The sequence below is a fragment of the Clostridium isatidis genome (genome assembly GCF_002285495.1).
Lineage (GTDB): Bacteria > Bacillota > Clostridia > Clostridiales > Clostridiaceae > Clostridium > Clostridium isatidis.
Map to the genome: position 1 here is coordinate 1,129,664 of NZ_CP016786.1, position 16,277 is coordinate 1,145,940.

Sequence of the window (16,277 nt, forward strand, 5' to 3'; positions counted from 1 at the left end):
TGCTTATTATTTTTCTCATTGCCCATTTATTGTAAACAGTTACTTATTGCTATTAATTACATTCTTATTTTTCACAAAATAATCAATTCCAGAAATTATTGTTAGTATTACAGCTAATATTAAAACATAATTAGAACCATAAATAATTATATATTTTAATATTTGATTTCCTGTCACTAAAGAATATAAATACTCTGATGATTCCACATTTACTCTAAAAAGACAAATTAAAATAGCTGTTATTTGTATAACTGTTTTCACTTTTCCCCAAATACTAGCCGCAATAACTTTTCCTTCTGATGCTGCTATTGTTCTTAATCCTGAAACAGCAAATTCTCTTGCAATTATCACAACAGCTGCCCAAGCTGGGATTATCTTTAACTCTACTAATGATATTAATGCTGCTGTAACTAAAAGCTTATCTGCTAAAGGATCCATAAATTTTCCAAAAGTAGTTATTTGATTTCTACTTCTAGCGATATATCCGTCTAATTGATCTGTAATAGATGCTATAATAAATATTATGGTAGCAATAAATGTGCCATAAGGAATATCCTTAACAGCTATAAAAACTAAAAAAATTGGAACCAATAATATTCTAAGCATTGTAAGCTTATTTGCTAAATTCATTATATACCTCTCCTATTAAATCATAATCTAGAGTTTCATTTATCTTAACTTTTATTATATCACCTTTATTAAGAACTTTATCTGTTTTAATAAGTATATTCCCATCAATTTCTGGAGCCATTTCTGTACTTCTTCCAATGAAGTATTTTCCTTTTCTTCCTTCAATAATAGTATCATAAATTTTTGAAATTTTCAATTTATTTAAATTTACTACAACTTCTTTCTGAATTTCCATAAGTTTATTGTATCTTTCAGCTTTTATTTCTTCTGAAATATGATTATCCATTTCTGCAGCAGGTGTCCCCTCTTCTTTTGAATAGGTAAATACACCAACATTGTCTAATTTATATTCCCTTAAGAATTCTTCTAACTCCTTAAAATCTTCTTCTGTTTCATTAGGAAATCCTACAATAAGAGAAGTTCTAAGTACTATATTAGGAATACTTGATCTTAATTTATTTATGATGCCTATTACCTTCTCTTTGTTTGTCTTTCTTGCCATCATTCTTAAAATTTTACTGCTTATATGCTGTATAGGAAGATCTAAATATTTTACTACTTTATCATTTGTTGCTATCTCTTCTATTAGTTCATCTGTTATTTCTTCAGGATAACAATAAAGTAATCTAATCCATTCTATACCTTCTACTTTTGAAATTTCATTTACTAAAATATGAAGTCTTTTACCATTGTAAATATCAACTCCATAATTTGTTAGATCCTGTGCAATTAAGATTATTTCCTTAACTCCATTTGCAGCAAGTTGTTTTACTTCTTTTGTAATGGATTCTATACTCCTACTTCTAAATTTTCCCCTTATTTTTGGAATTATACAATAAGTACAATGATTATCACAGCCTTCTGCTATTCTAACATAAGCTACATGCTTGTCAGTTGTTAATAACCTTTCTCCCTCATTTATATTTTCATCGCTATAATTTGCTGAAAGTATATTTCTTTCGCCCTTTATAAAATCCAATATAAGCTTATGAAGCTTCATATAATCATTAACACCCATAAGAATGTCTATTTCTGGCATAAGCTTTAATAATTCTTCTCCATATCTTTGAGTTAAGCATCCAGTTGCAATAAGCATTTTGCATTTATGGTTTTTCTTATATTCGGCCATCTCAATTATAGTATTAATAGATTCTTGCTTTGCACTTTCAATAAATCCACAAGTATTAATTATTATAATGTCTGCTTCTCTTGGATCATTTGTTATTTCATAAAATTTATTAATTGTTCCTAATATGAGCTCTGAATCAACTCTGTTTTTATCACAGCCCAAGCTTATCATACCAACTTTATATTTCTCCAAATTTCTTCCTCCTAAGTTTTTAATTACTAACATATTTATTTTAATGGAGAAAAAATGCATTTACAATATTTTTATTATAAATCCATTTCTTCTCTTGAAATTAATACTTGTCTTGGCTTGCTGCCATCTTTTTCTGATATTACTCCCCTAGCTTCTAATTCATCCATTATTCTAGAAGCTCTGTTAAAACCGATTCTTAATTTTCTTTGCAGGAAGGATGTAGATGCTTGATTATATTCTACAACTATTTTTATTGCTTCTTCTAACAGCTCATCTGCTCCTGCTTCTTCAACTTGTTTTCCTTCTTCTTTTACACCATTTTCAATATGTTCTAATATTTCTTCCTCATAGTCTACCTTATTACTATCTTCCTCTTTAATAAAGTTAACTACATTTTCTACTTCTTCTTCTGAAATAAAAGCACCTTGAACTCTTAATGCTTTATTTTCTCCTAAAGGACTATATAACATATCTCCTCTTCCTAATAACTTTTCTGCACCAACATGATCTAAAATTGTTCTTGAATCTATTCCAGAAGAAACTGCAAAGGATATTCTAGATGGAATATTAGCTTTAATAACTCCAGTTATAATATCAACAGATGGTCTTTGAGTTGCAATAATTAAGTGCATACCTGCAGCTCTTGCCATTTGTGCAAGCCTACATATATAATCTTCTACATCATTTGGACAGGCCATCATTAAATCTGCAAGCTCATCAACTATTATAACAATATAAGGCAACTTTTCTTCAACTATACCCTTTTCAACCAAAGCATTATAACCTTCAATATTTCTCACTGAAGCTTCTGCAAATAATTTATATCTCTTATTCATTTCATTTACAGCCCAGTTTAATGCTGCTGCAGCTTTTTTAGGATCAGTTACAACAGGTATTAGTAAATGAGGAATTCCATTATATACACTAAGTTCAACTACCTTTGGATCCACAAGTAAAAGTCTAACTTCCTTTGGACTGTATTTATATAATAAACTAACTATTAAAGAATTAATACAAACTGATTTTCCTGATCCAGTAGCACCTGCCACTAACATATGCGGCATCTTTGCTAAATCCCCTACAACACATTTTCCTGCAATATCCTTACCTAAAGCAAAGGCAAGCTTATTATTAGAAGTTTTAAATTCCTTAGAATCCAAAACCTCTCTCAAAAGTACTGGAGTCTGTTTTTTGTTAGGCACTTCAATTCCTATAGCTGCCTTACCTGGGATTGGAGCTTCCATTCTAACTCCACTAGCTGCAAGACCTAAAGCAATATCATCCTGAAGATTTACTATCTTTGAAACCTTAACACCTGGACTAGGCTGTATTTCAAATCTTGTTACTGAAGGACCTTTTGTTACTTGAACAACTTTTGCATCTACTCCAAAATCATTTAAAATTCCTTCAAGCTTTCCAGCACTTTCTATTAATTCTTTTTTATCTTCGCTTTTTAATTTCATTCTTGAATTAATATTTAATAGATCAACTGATGGGTGTTTATATACTTTTTCCTCTATTTTATCTTTATTTAAATGATTTTCAATTTCTTTGTTTATTACTTCTTTTACATCGTTAGAAAGCTTTTCTTTCTTTGAAGCTTTAACTTCACTTAATATTTCTTTTTCTGTTTTATTTTCACCAAGACTTTCTTCATCATAAACTTCTATATTAAAAGGATTATCTGTTTTATTAGGAGACTCTTCTTTTATATCTTCTAATGAAGAGTTTTTCATAAAATCTAGTATTTTTATTTTATTATTAATCCCCTTTATAAATTCTTCTCTTTCCTTTGCTTCAGGAACTACCTCTATTAAAGAAGATTGTTTAGAATTTTCCTTAGAAATCTGCTTTTCTTCTTTTTTTACATTATTCTTATTTAATTTCTTATTATTAATTTTTTCTTTTATATACATAATGCTGTCGTATAAAGTTATGTCCATTATTAAAGTACTACCTATAGACCAAACAGAAAAATATAATATATAAGAGCCCATAAAGCCTATTAACTTAAAAAGAGGATAAGCAATCAAATGTCCTAAAAATCCTCCATTTATTCCATCTTCAATAACAATAGCATCCCATGTTTCTTTAAAACCTTCCAGCCCTCTTAAAACATGGATACTTGCCGTAGCACATCCTAAAGTTATTGCTATAATAATTAATGTAATTCCAAAAATTCTTCTAGATATTTTAATACTTCCCTTAGAAATTATTACATTATATCCAAAATATATTAAATATAAAGGTAAAACATATGCACTTATACCTATAAGCCTATATATTATTTGTCTTGAAATTACTGACAGGCTTCCTGCTAAGCTTGTATAAACAGCAATTCCTAATAATAGTCCTGAGGCTATATATATTATTCCTTTAATATCACCATTTTCATTTTTCTTCTTGGCTTCTTTTTTAACTGTTTTTTTTCCCTTATTCCTAGGCACTAAATCACCTCTTAAGCATATTTTCCAATTTTATATTTACATAATATTATTATAAACTTTATGAAGAAAAAAGCAATTTAAATAACTTTTGTTATTTAAATTGCTTTTAATTATTTAGTATTTTCTTGTTGCTCAATTAATTCTTTTAATTTATTTAATGCATCATTTATTCCCCCAACTTCATCTATTAAACCACATTGTACAGCCTGTTCACCAATTAAGATTGTTCCCATATCGTTTAGTAATTCATCAGACCTTAACATCATTTCTTTCAATTTAGATTTTTCTATTTTTGATGTTCTAACTATAAAATTATCAATTCTTTCTTGCATTTTTTGAAAATATTCAAAAGTCTGAGAAACTCCAATTACAAAACCATTCATTCTTATTGGATGTACAATCATTGTGGCTGAAGGGCTTATAAAAGAATAATTAGATGATGTAGCAAGAGGTACACCTATTGAATGTCCTCCTCCAATTACTATAGATACTGTAGGTTTTGATAAAGAATTTATCATTTCTGCAATGGCAAGACCTGCTTCTACATCGCCACCTACTGTATTTAATACAATTAAAATACCCTTTACCTTTTCGTTTCTTTCAAAGGAAATTAACTGAGGTATAACATGTTCATATTTTGTTGCTTTAGCTTGTGCTGGTAGGACTTGATGCCCTTCTATTTGTCCTATTATCGGTAATACTTGAATTGATTCATCTTCTTCGCTTTCATTTGCAGTTCCAAATTCCTTTATTTCTTGAAACTTTTCCTTTAATTCATCCTCTTCCTTTGCTTCTTTATCATCCTTTTCATTAATTAAATTATTTTCTTTTCCATATAGTAGATGCTCATTATTTAGTTCTAATATCTCATTTTCATCTTCTTTGTTATGTTTAAGTTTTAAAATTCCAAATCTTTTCATAGCAAATCCTCCTATACAGTTCTATTTTGTACAGGAGGATATATTTTATTCATTTAACATAAAAACTTCATGGAGTAAATTTAATGCCTTCTCTAAATTTTTCTTTTCAATTAAAATCCAAATTGTCATATTGGAATCGGCTGTTTGAAGTATTTCAATATTTTCTTTCCTTAAAGTATTAATAATTTTAGCCATTATTCCTGGAACACCCATCATACCTATTCCAACTATAGCAATCTTACAACAGTCATCTTTAACTTTATATTTAATATTTAATTCCTTCAATAAACCTTCTAAAATAGTTTTTTCTTTTGAATCTATGGTAAAAATCTGTTCAGTAGGAAATATATTTATTAAATCTAAACTTATATTCTTTTGTGCAATTTTATCTAATAAACTTCTATAATTTCCATTATTATTTTCACTTAATTTTACTATTATCTGAACTCTGTCATTTAAATGAGTAATTCCAGTAATGTGTTTATCATTGCTTGAAAATGCTTTATTATTTATTAAAGTTCCCTCTGAATCCTTCATTGTATTTTTTATATAAATAGGAATATTTGATTCTTTTGCAAAATTAACTGCTTTAGGATGAATTACTTTTGCTCCTTGATTAGCTAATTGAAATACCTCTTGATAACTTATATTTTGAATTAAATTGGCTTTTTCCACTATTCTTGGATCAGCAGTCATCATACCATCTACATCTGTATATATTTCTATGCCTCCAGCCTTAAGGTAAGCCCCTAATATACAAGCTGAAGTATCGCTGCCTCCTCTTCCAAGAGTAGTGAAGTATCCTTCTTTAGTAATACCTTGAAATCCTGCAACAACAGGAACAATACCCTTTTTTATAAGCTCCCTTATATTATGGGTATTTACATAGGTTACATTAGCTTCAGTGAATTTATCATCAGTTATAATACCTGCTTGCCCCCCAGTAAGTGGAATTGCATTAATTCCTTCGTTAATTAATGCATTACTCATTATGACTGTACTAATTATTTCTCCACAACACATAAGCATATCAGTTCCTTGTAGGTTACCCTTTTTATAATTATCATCAATTAATGAAAGAAGAGTATCAGTAGCATAAGGATCTCCTGATCTTCCTATAGCAGATACAACCACCACAGGAGAATAGCCATCCTTTATTGCTTTCTTTACTTTAGCTACTACTTGATTTCTTCTTTCTTCAGTAGATACAGAAGTACCACCAAACTTTTGAATAATTATTTTCAAGTAATAACCTCCTATAAATTCTATGCTCTTGTTCTTTTTATCTTACTCCTATCCGCTGAAACTACAATAACATTTGTTCCTATTTTAGTTACATAATCCCATGGTATTTCTACATATTCTTTACTACCAAAGAAGCCAAATTTACTACCATAAACAGCAGCTACTATATACCTTAAGTTACCTTTTTCATCTATAATAAAATCTAAATCATGCTGAGTATCGTATTTTTCTGCCTCTTCGGTATTAAATATCTCATAAGTCTCTAGTTCACTAAGCAATCTATATTTATTTTCTCTAATAGTTTCCTCATCATAGTATTCACTTTTTTTTCTTTCTCCTCTTAACATAAGATCCACCTCCAGTTTACTCTTATTGTAAATCTTATGATAATTGGAGCTGTTTTATTACATAATAATATTATAATTATATTTTTTGTAAATTTAAAATATTAAAAGCCTTTATACTAGGTTCTATAATATTATTTAGCTTATTAACTTCTATATCTGGACCTACATAAGCTGTGCTTATTATGCCTGGTTTAAAGCAGGTATCTAATACATAATTTATGTCATCGTTGTTTATAGTGTTAATTTTTTCTATAACTTCTTCTTGAGTTTTTATTTTGTTCTGCAACAGCAATGATTTAGCATTTGCAAACATTCTTGAAGATGTACTTTCCAAACCTAAAATGTAACCTGCTTTAATTTTCTCCTTATTAATTTCTAATTGTTCTTTTGTTATTCCCTTTTCTACAAGCTCCTTAAGTTCTTTGTATATTGCATCTAAAGCCTTATCTGCATATTGTTTGCTTACTCCTGTATAAATATTATTAACTCCTACTCCAAGATATGGTTGCGCATAAGAATAAATAGTATAACAAAGTCCTAACTCTTCCCTTACCTTTTGAAATAATCTTGAAGAAGCTCCTCCACCAAAAATATTGTTTAGAAGCAGCAAAGCATAGGACTTATCATGAGCATATGGTAATCCTTTTAATGCTAAATTAATATGAAGCTGCTCTATAGGTTTGTTTGTATACATGGTTCCATTGATTATTTTAGGCTCTTCATAAAATGGCTTATATTCATCCTCAGCCTTCCATCCTCCAAATTTACCTTCAAGGATTTTTCTTAATTCTTTTTCATCAAATTTTCCACATATCGATACTACAGAATTATTAGGCGCATAATGACTTTTTACAAATTTCTTTAATTTACTATGATTAAAGGATCTAATATTTTTACTAGTTCCGAGTATAGGATATGATAATGGGTTATCTCCAAATAAAGCTCTTGCCTGAATATCACTTAAGACATCTTCTGGACTATCTTCACTCATGTTTATTTCTTCTATTACTACACCTTGCTCTTTTTTTATTTCTTCTTCATCAAATTTTGAATTTATAAGCATATCAGCTAGAATATCAATTGCTAAATCTACATGTGTATTTAATGCTTTTATATAATAACAGGTTACTTCTTTACTTGTATAAGCATTAATCTGTCCACCAACGTTTTCAATTTCCTCTACTATTTCCTTTGAATTTCTTTTCTCTGTACCTTTAAAGAACATATGCTCTATAAAATGAGATATACCATTTACTTCTAAATCCTCATTTCTTGATCCATTTTGAACCATTACTCCAACGCTGATAGAGTTTACATGTTCTATGTATTCTGTGACTATTCTAAGTCCATTATTTAACTTAAATATGTTATACATAATGCCTCCTTATATTTTTAATAATAAAGTATAATTATCTTAAGTGTATATTAAAAAATCTGTATTAGATTATTTATGATTATAGTTATATTTTAAATAATTTACAACAAAATATCCTTAAATATTATTTATATTTTATTTCTTATTAATATTTTAGAAAATAAAAAAAGGCAATAAATTGCCCTTTAGTACCTATCTTCTATTAATTGTCTTTATCATCTTTTAATTGCTCTAATAAAGCATCTTTTCTAGAAAGATTTATTCTTCCTTGACTGTCAATATCAGTTACCTTAACTAAAATTTCATCTCCAATAGAAACTACATCTTCAACCTTATTTACTCTTTCTTTATCTAATTTTGATATATGGCATAAGCCTTCTTTATTTGGAAGTATTTCAACAAAAGCTCCAAATGGAGTTGTTTTTATAACCTTTCCTAAATAAATTTCTCCTGATTTTACTTCTTTAGTTAAGCCTTCTATAATTGATATAGCCCTATTTACACCTTCATGATCAGTTGCAGAAACAAATACTGTACCATCTTCTTTTATATCAATCTTAACTCCAGTTTCTTCAATAATTTTATTAATTACTTTACCACCAGTACCAATTACATCTCTAATTTTTTCCGGATTAATATTAATAATTGATGTCTTTGGAGCATATTTAGAAATTTCTTTTCTTGGTTCAGGAATACATTCCTTAATTTTATCTATAATTTCAAGTCTTGCTTTTCTTGCACCATATATTGCATCATTAATAACTTTAAAGCTTAGACCTTTAATTTTAGTATCTACTTGTATTGAAGTTATCCCCTCTTCTGTACCAGCTACTTTAAAATCCATGTCTGCAAAGAAATCTTCAATTCCTTGAATATCTGTTAATACTTCTTCTCTTGTTAAATCTTCTGAAGTAATTAATCCCATTGCAATACCTGCTGCTGGTCTTTTAATTGGAACACCTGCATCTAAAAGAGCTAAAGTACTTCCGCAAACTGCAGCCTGGGATGTTGACCCATTTGAACTTAAAACTTCTGAAACTAATCTTATTGTGTAAGGAAATTCTTCTTCAGATGGTATAAGCGGTTCCAATGCTCTTTCTGCTAAAGCACCATGACCAATTTCTCTTCTTCCTGGCCCTCTAAGAGGTTTTACTTCTCCAACTGAATATCCTGGGAAGTTATAGTGATGCATATATCTCTTAGATTCTTCTTCACCTATTCCATCAATTATTTGAATATCTCCAACTGCACCTAGGGTAGCAACTGTCATTACTTGAGTTAATCCTCTTGTAAAGATACCAGTTCCATGAGTTCTTGGCAAGACTCCAACCTCGCAGCTAATTGGTCTTATTTCATCAAAAGCTCTACCATCAGGTCTTCTATGGTGATTTAAAAGCATGTCTCTAACAACTTCTTTTTGTAAATTATATAATATTTCTTTTATATCTCCAACATTATCTGGATATTTTTCTTCAAATTCAGCATAAACCTTTTCAGTTAAGGCATCTACTGCTGCATTTCTTTCATCTTTATCCATAATCCACATAGCTTCTTTTATCATTTCGCCAGCAAATTCTGTTATTTCTTTTTCTAAATCTTTGTTTGGTTCATATAATTCTGGAACTATTTTTTCTTTACCAAACTTAGCTACTGCTTCTTCTTGGAATTTTATTATATCCTGACAAGCATCAAATCCGAATTTAATAGCTTCAATCATAAGATCCTCTGGAATTTCATTTCCACCAGCCTCAATCATCATTACTCTTTCTTTTGTCGCACAGACTGTTAAATGAAGATCACTTTCTTCTCTTTCACTTGAGGTTGGGTTTATAACAAATTTTCCATTTACAAGTCCTACTTGAACTGCTCCAACAGGTGTTGAGAACGGAATGCTTGACAAGCATAATGCTAAAGATGCTGCATTAATTGCTAGAATTTCTGGTAGGTTATCTTTTTCAACTGACACTACAGTACAAACTACTTGAACATCATTTCTATAACCCTTTGGGAATAATGGTCTTAAAGGTCTATCTACAGCCCTTCCATGTAATATTGCATTTTCAGAAGGTCTTCCTTCCCTTTTTATAAATCCTCCAGGAATTTTTCCTACTGAATATAATTTCTCTTCATACTCTACGCTTAATGGGAAAAAATCTATACCTTCCCTAGGCTTTTCTGAAGCATTTACATTAGTTAAAATAACTGTATCTCCATAGCTAATAAATGCTGCTAAATTTGATAACATTCCTATGTTTCCAAATTCTAATTTTAATTCTCTTCCAGCTATATTAGTTTTTAATACATTTTTCATTAAGTAACCTCCTTTCGGTCTTCTTATAAGTTTTAAATTAATTAAAATAATAGAGCGGCTTAAAAACCGCTCTAAAGACTATCTTCTTAAGCCTAATCTTTTTACTATAGATCTATATCTTTCGATATCTTGATCAGCTAAATAGTTTAGAAGACCTCTTCTTTGTCCAACCATCATTAAAAGACCTCTTCTTGAGTGGTGGTCTTTCTTGTGTTGCTTTAAGTGACCAGTTAAAGCATTGATTCTTTCTGTTAATAAAGCAATTTGTACTTCTGGTGAACCAGTATCTCCTTCATGTCTTCCAAATTCTTTAATTATTTCTTGCTTTCTTATTGCGTCCATTTATCGCACCTCCATAATAATTATCCCCTAAATCCATGAAATGAGACAGCACCCTCATATCTTAGAATTAGGTTCTCCATTTGATATTATAACAAATGATATTTATATTGTAAATTATAAATTTACATAATTTTTATTTCTATATCTCTAGATTTAGCATAGGCTTCATCTTTTTTAAGCTGGTTTATAAGCTCATCGAGATTATTAAATTTTATTTCATCTCTCATTCTATTAATAAAATATAATCTTATTTCTTTTTCATAAATTGTTTCTTTGAAATCTAAAATAAAGGTTTCTATAGTTAATTCTTTCCCATTTACCGTTGGATTATTCCCAACAGAAGTTATTCCTTTATAAATTTTATTATTATACTCGACATTAGTATAATACACTCCTTTTTTAGGAATAATATTTTCATAATTAACCTTTAAATTAGCTGTAGGAAAACCTATAGTTCTCCCCAACTTTTTGCCATGAATAATTTCCCCTTTAATTGAATAGTATCTTGATAGCATTTTGAAAGCTTCTTCTACCTCTCCATCCGATATTGCCTTTCTTATTCTGCTGCTACTTATTATATCATCTTTATAAGTATAAGGTTCCATCACAAATAATTCATAACCATATTTATCCTTCAGAGACTCTAATAGATTTATGTCACCTAAATTTCTATATCCAAACTTAAAATTAAATCCTACTACTATTCCCTTAACATTATATTTCTCACAAAGCATTTTAATAAATTCTTCAGGTCCAATTTGCATGAATTCTTTTGTAAATTCTTTAAACACCACAATATCAATGCCTTCTTGCTCTAAGCATTTTATCTTAGTCTCTATATCCATAATTAATTTGGGTACCTTATCTGGATTAATTAAAGTTTTTGGATGATTTTTATATGTAAATACCATACTGTTTCCATTATTTTTTTTAGAAATCTCAACTGTCTTCCTTAGAAGGGATAAATGTCCATAATGAAGACCATCAAAACTTCCTAATGCAACATAATTAGGCTTTTTTTTATCTTCTTTGTTTATATCATCATCAACTATTTTCATAATATCCCCCTAAATAATAAGTAATTTTTCAATTTTAAACCCCTTAATATCACCTTTACCAAGGCCAATAAATTTTTCATTTTCATCATAAACCCTATATAGTTTTCCAATTTCCACCTTAGTATTGGTTAATCTTTTATCAAATACTTTAACACCATTTATCAAAAGCTTAGAAAATTTACTTGATATAATAAGCTTATCATATGAAGCTAAGGCTTTATCAATACTAATAAGATAATCATTTATATTTTCAGCTGTTAAATCATCAATATTTATAGCTTCTTCTTCGGAAAAGTTTGAAGTTTTTGTTCTTTTTAAATCTATCATTGTAGCACCAACTTCTAATTTTTCTCCAATATCATAACAAAGACTTCTTATATAAGTTCCCTTAGAACATCTTACCTTCATCTTTATATAAGGATTATTAATACAAATATCAGTGATTTCTTTAATCTTTACAAGTCTTCCTTCTCTATGGACTTCAATTCCCTGTCTAGCTAATTCATAAAGCCTTACTCCATTTTGTTTTAAAGCAGAATACATTGGAGGAACTTGAGAATATTCACCAATAAAAGAACTTATTGCTTCTTCTATTTCTTTTTCTCCTAAATTTGATGGATCTTTTTCCTCAGTAATTTCTCCTTCTAAATCATAAGTTGTTGTCTTAATCCCAAGTTTAAACTCAACCTCATAGACTTTATCAGAATCCATAATATAATCAATTATTTTTGTTGCTTTTCCAATACAAATTGGCAATACTCCACAAGCTTCTGGATCAAGAGTGCCAGTATGACCTACTTTTCCTGTAGCAGCTATTTTTTTTATTTTTCTTACTACATCAAAAGAAGTCATTCCTTTATTTTTATAAACATTGATTACTCCATCCATATTATAACACTTTCTCTATTTCATTAAACACTTTATCTTCAGCCTCTTCTAAATTAATATTCTTTAATGTAATTCCAGCAGCTTTTACATGTCCTCCGCCACCTAAATTCTCAGCAATTTTTCTTACATCAAAGTTATTTTTTGATCTAAGGCTTACTTTAGAACCATTTTCTATTTCTTTAATTAAAATAGCTAACTCTATTCCTTTTATTTGCAAGGCAAAGGAAATAATATCAGAAGTATCACCAATTTCTATACCCAATTCTTTTCCATAGGATATTGGAATTTTTATTAAAGCAACCTTACCATTAAATAATAATTTTATATTATTTAATGCTTTTCCTATTAATTTCATTTTTTCAAAGCTATTATTATCAAAAAGATTTTGATATATATTCATATTATTAACTCCTACATTTTTAAGTTTTGAAGCAATCAAATGAGTTCTTGATGTAACATTTGAGTGTCTAAAAGCACCAGTATCTGTTACTAAAGATGTATAAAGACATGTAGCAATTTCCCTAACATCATCATTTTCTTCTTCAAAACTTATTCCTAACTTTTCAAGCAGCATAAAAACAACTTCTGCTGTTGCGGCTGCTTTTATATCTATATAATTTATATTTCCATACTTATCATTACTAACATGATGATCAATATTTATTATTTCACCTTTATAATAGTTAAGATCAGCGGAAATTCTATCGTAATTACCACAGTCTAAAACAACAACAATTTCTGTGCCATCCTCTGGACTTAGTACTTTACCTGTAGCCTCAGAAGAACCCTTTAAGAATTGAAGATTTTCGGATATAAGGTCCTTTGAAATTAAATAAGCATCTTTGTTTAATAGTCTAAGTCCATTTAAAAGTGCAAGTGCACTACCTACTGCATCACCATCTGGTGATACATGGTAGGTAATGCCTATCTTTTTACTCTTTATTAAAGTTTTACTTATTTCTTCTAAGGAATTCACTATTTTGACCTTCCTTTTTCTATAAGTTCTTCAATTCTCATACCATAGCTTATAGAATCATCTAATTCAAAAAGTATTTGGGGTGTATTTCTTAAATTTAATCTATGGCCTAATTCCCTTCTAACATATCCACTTGCACTCTTTAATGCCTGAAATGTTTCATTTTTTTCTTCATCATTTTTTGCAAATATACTAACATATACCTTAGCATAACTCAAATCTTTAGTTACTTTAACTGATGTTAGTGATACCATTCCAGTCATTCTAGGATCTTTAATTTCGTCTCTTATTATGATGCTTATTTCTTTCTTAACCTCTTCATTAATTCTTCCGCCTCTATAATTAGCCATTTAAATCACCTCTTTTAAAGCTTTTTTCTTTCGATTGCTTGCATAGTAAATGATTCTATTATATCTCCCTCTTTTATATCATTGAATTTTTCAATGCTTAATCCACATTCATAGTTAGTTCCTACTTCTTTTACGTCATCTTTATATCTCTTAAGGGATGCAAGCTTAGACTCGAAAATTACAATTCCATCTCTTATTACTCTAACTTCTGAATTTCTGATTATCTTACCATCAATAACATAAGCACCTGCAATAGTTCCTACATTGGAAATCTTGTAAGTTGCTCTTACCTCTGCTTTTCCATGTACAACTTCCTTGTATTCTGGTTCAAGCATTCCTATCATAGCAGACTTAACATCTTCTATAGCATCATATATTACTCTATAAGTTTTAATTTCGACCTTTTCTCTTTCAGCCGCTGCTGTTGCATTAGTATCAGGTCTTACATTAAATCCTATAAGTAATGCATTAGAAGCTGTTGCCAAACTTACATCTGTTTCTGTTATTCCTCCAACTGCTCCATGAATAACTCTAACCTTTACATCTTCTGTTGAAAGCTTTTCTAAAGATTGCTTTATAGCTTGAACTGATCCTTGAACATCAGCCTTTACTATTATATCAAGTTCTTTTACATTACCTTCTTTTATTTGATTATATAAATCCTCTAAAGAAACTCTTGTGCTTGCACGGAAACTTTCATCCTTAATCTTTTCTTTTCTTGCTTCAGCCATGCTTCTTGCAGTTTTTTCATCTTTTACTACAGTAAATCTATCTCCAGCTTCAGGCACTTCTGAAAGTCCTAATACTTCTACTGGTATTGATGGACCAGCAGATTTAATTTTCTTTCCTTTATCATCAAACATAGCTCTTATTCTTCCATAAGTTGAACCTACTAATATTGAATCTCCTACATTTAAAGTACCATTTTGAACAAGTAGAGAGGCAACAGGACCTCTTCCTTTATCTAATTTAGCTTCAATTACTGTACCTTTTGCTTTTCTCTTTGGATCTGCCTTAAGTTCTTGCATTTCAGCTGTTAATAGAAGCATTTCTAATAATTGATCAATATTTTCACCAGTCTTTGCTGATACAGGAACAGCTATTGTGTCCCCACCCCACTCTTCTACTAAAACTTCTTCTTCTGCAAGTTCTTGTTTAACTCTATCAATATTAGCTCCTGGTCTATCTATTTTATTTATAGCAACTATCATTGGAACATTAGCAGCTTTGCAGTGGCTAATTGCTTCTTTTGTTTGAGGCATTAATCCATCATCAGCTGCAACAACTAAAATAACTATATCTGTAATTTGAGCACCTCTTGCTCTCATTGCTGTAAAAGCCTCATGGCCAGGTGTATCAAGGAAAGTTATTTTTTCTCCATTTAAGCTAGCTGTATAAGCACCAATATGTTGTGTAATTCCACCAGCTTCACTTGATGTAACATGAGCTTTTCTTATATAGTCTAATAAAGACGTTTTACCATGGTCAACATGACCCATTACTGTTATTACTGGAGGTCTTTTTACTAAGTTTTCTTCGCTTACTTCTTCTTCTTCTAATTCTTCAAGTTCTTCAGTTTCTTCTTTTTTAACTGCAATACATTCATATTTTTCACATACTTTTTCTGCAGTTTCAAAATCTATTTCTTGATTAATGGCTGCCATAACACCTGTAAAGATTAATGTTCTTATAACATCTGCAGCTGGTTTTCCAAGCTTTTCTGCTAATTCTTTTACTGTTATAGTTTCTCCAATTTCTATAACTTCAGAAGCATTTTCATCAGTTTTTTCTTCTTTATTTTCATTTTTCTTCTTCTTTTTCTTTTTAACTTTATTTACTTCTTCTTCTATTTGTTCTTCATATTCATCTATAATATTTTTATCTTTTTCTTCTTTCTCCTTTTCTGCAAGTAATTCCTTGATTAAATCTGCATCTTCTTCTTCTATGACACTCATATGATTTTTAACATCAATGCTAAATTCATTCATTAATAATTCTATAAGTTCTTTTGAACTTATCTTCAGTTCTTTTGCCAATTCATAAACTCTTATTTTTGACAATAAAAAC

The 16,277-nt window shown here is 29.4% G+C and carries 14 protein-coding genes; all 14 read right to left on the bottom strand.

Annotation, left to right across the window (positions count from 1 at the left end; translation table 11 throughout):
* Positions 1-39 precede the first annotated feature (39 nt).
* The 14 genes from pgsA to infB all read right to left on the bottom strand — a co-directional run bounded on the left by pgsA (position 40) and on the right by infB (position 16,270).
* Positions 40-630, bottom strand: a complete 591-nt coding sequence (pgsA, locus tag BEN51_RS05340; RefSeq protein ID WP_119865043.1) for a CDP-diacylglycerol--glycerol-3-phosphate 3-phosphatidyltransferase — start codon at positions 628-630, stop codon at positions 40-42.
* A complete protein-coding gene (gene rimO, locus BEN51_RS05345) occupies positions 614-1,951 on the bottom strand; it encodes a 30S ribosomal protein S12 methylthiotransferase RimO (protein WP_119865044.1) in 1,338 nt (445 codons plus the stop codon). The genes pgsA and rimO overlap by 17 nt, the downstream gene beginning before the upstream one ends.
* Positions 1,952-2,025: 74 nt before the next feature.
* Positions 2,026-4,398: an FtsK/SpoIIIE family DNA translocase gene (locus BEN51_RS05350; RefSeq protein WP_119865045.1), complete on the bottom strand. Its 2,373-nt coding sequence runs from the start codon at positions 4,396-4,398 to the stop codon at positions 2,026-2,028.
* A 110-nt stretch (positions 4,399-4,508) separates the two neighbouring features.
* Positions 4,509-5,318, bottom strand: a complete 810-nt coding sequence (locus tag BEN51_RS05355; protein WP_119865046.1) for a ClpP family protease — start codon at positions 5,316-5,318, stop codon at positions 4,509-4,511.
* Between the two features lie 45 nt (positions 5,319-5,363).
* Positions 5,364-6,563: an aspartate kinase gene (gene dapG, locus BEN51_RS05360; protein WP_119865047.1), complete on the bottom strand. Its 1,200-nt coding sequence runs from the start codon at positions 6,561-6,563 to the stop codon at positions 5,364-5,366.
* 20 nt (positions 6,564-6,583) lie between these two features.
* Positions 6,584-6,910, bottom strand: a complete 327-nt coding sequence (locus tag BEN51_RS05365) for a YlmC/YmxH family sporulation protein (RefSeq protein WP_119865048.1) — start codon at positions 6,908-6,910, stop codon at positions 6,584-6,586.
* Between the two features lie 76 nt (positions 6,911-6,986).
* Positions 6,987-8,285 carry a M16 family metallopeptidase gene (locus BEN51_RS05370; protein WP_119865049.1) on the bottom strand — a complete coding sequence of 433 codons (1,299 nt, stop codon included), beginning with the start codon at positions 8,283-8,285 and terminating at the stop codon, positions 6,987-6,989.
* Positions 8,286-8,487: 202 nt separating this feature from the next.
* The gene (locus BEN51_RS05375) at positions 8,488-10,596 is read right to left on the bottom strand and encodes a polyribonucleotide nucleotidyltransferase (RefSeq protein ID WP_119865050.1); all 2,109 of its coding nucleotides are present in this window, start codon (positions 10,594-10,596) and stop codon (positions 8,488-8,490) included.
* 78 nt (positions 10,597-10,674) lie between these two features.
* Complete coding sequence (gene rpsO, locus BEN51_RS05380) at positions 10,675-10,938, bottom strand: 30S ribosomal protein S15 (RefSeq protein ID WP_119865051.1); 264 nt, start codon at positions 10,936-10,938, stop codon at positions 10,675-10,677.
* A gap of 122 nt (positions 10,939-11,060) precedes the next feature.
* The gene (locus BEN51_RS05385; protein ID WP_119865052.1) at positions 11,061-11,996 is read right to left on the bottom strand and encodes a bifunctional riboflavin kinase/FAD synthetase; all 936 of its coding nucleotides are present in this window, start codon (positions 11,994-11,996) and stop codon (positions 11,061-11,063) included.
* 9 nt (positions 11,997-12,005) lie between these two features.
* A complete protein-coding gene (truB, locus tag BEN51_RS05390; RefSeq protein WP_119865053.1) occupies positions 12,006-12,884 on the bottom strand; it encodes a tRNA pseudouridine(55) synthase TruB in 879 nt (292 codons plus the stop codon).
* A gap of 1 nt (position 12,885) precedes the next feature.
* Entirely contained in the window at positions 12,886-13,860 is a 975-nt protein-coding gene (locus tag BEN51_RS05395) for a DHH family phosphoesterase (RefSeq protein ID WP_119865054.1), read from the bottom strand.
* Positions 13,860-14,210, bottom strand: a complete 351-nt coding sequence (gene rbfA, locus BEN51_RS05400; protein ID WP_119865055.1) for a 30S ribosome-binding factor RbfA — start codon at positions 14,208-14,210, stop codon at positions 13,860-13,862. Before rbfA ends, BEN51_RS05395 begins: the two co-directional genes overlap by 1 nt.
* Before the next feature lie 14 nt (positions 14,211-14,224).
* The gene (gene infB, locus BEN51_RS05405) at positions 14,225-16,270 is read right to left on the bottom strand and encodes a translation initiation factor IF-2 (protein WP_119865056.1); all 2,046 of its coding nucleotides are present in this window, start codon (positions 16,268-16,270) and stop codon (positions 14,225-14,227) included.
* Between the last annotated feature and the right edge of the window lie 7 nt (positions 16,271-16,277).

Bases quoted from the DNA above. Each gene is read 5' to 3' on its own strand.
- pgsA (WP_119865043.1), bottom strand. From the start codon at position 630: ATGAATTTAGCAAATAAGCTTACAATGCTTAGAATATTATTGGTTCCA.
- BEN51_RS05355 (WP_119865046.1), bottom strand. From the start codon at position 5,318: ATGAAAAGATTTGGAATTTTAAAACTTAAACATAACAAAGAAGATGAA.
- BEN51_RS05365 (WP_119865048.1), bottom strand. From the start codon at position 6,910: ATGTTAAGAGGAGAAAGAAAAAAAAGTGAATACTATGATGAGGAAACT.
- BEN51_RS05370 (WP_119865049.1), bottom strand. From the start codon at position 8,285: ATGTATAACATATTTAAGTTAAATAATGGACTTAGAATAGTCACAGAA.
- BEN51_RS05375 (WP_119865050.1), bottom strand. From the start codon at position 10,596: ATGAAAAATGTATTAAAAACTAATATAGCTGGAAGAGAATTAAAATTA.
- rpsO (WP_119865051.1), bottom strand. From the start codon at position 10,938: ATGGACGCAATAAGAAAGCAAGAAATAATTAAAGAATTTGGAAGACAT.
- BEN51_RS05385 (WP_119865052.1), bottom strand. From the start codon at position 11,996: ATGAAAATAGTTGATGATGATATAAACAAAGAAGATAAAAAAAAGCCT.
- truB (WP_119865053.1), bottom strand. From the start codon at position 12,884: ATGGATGGAGTAATCAATGTTTATAAAAATAAAGGAATGACTTCTTTT.
- rbfA (WP_119865055.1), bottom strand. From the start codon at position 14,210: ATGGCTAATTATAGAGGCGGAAGAATTAATGAAGAGGTTAAGAAAGAA.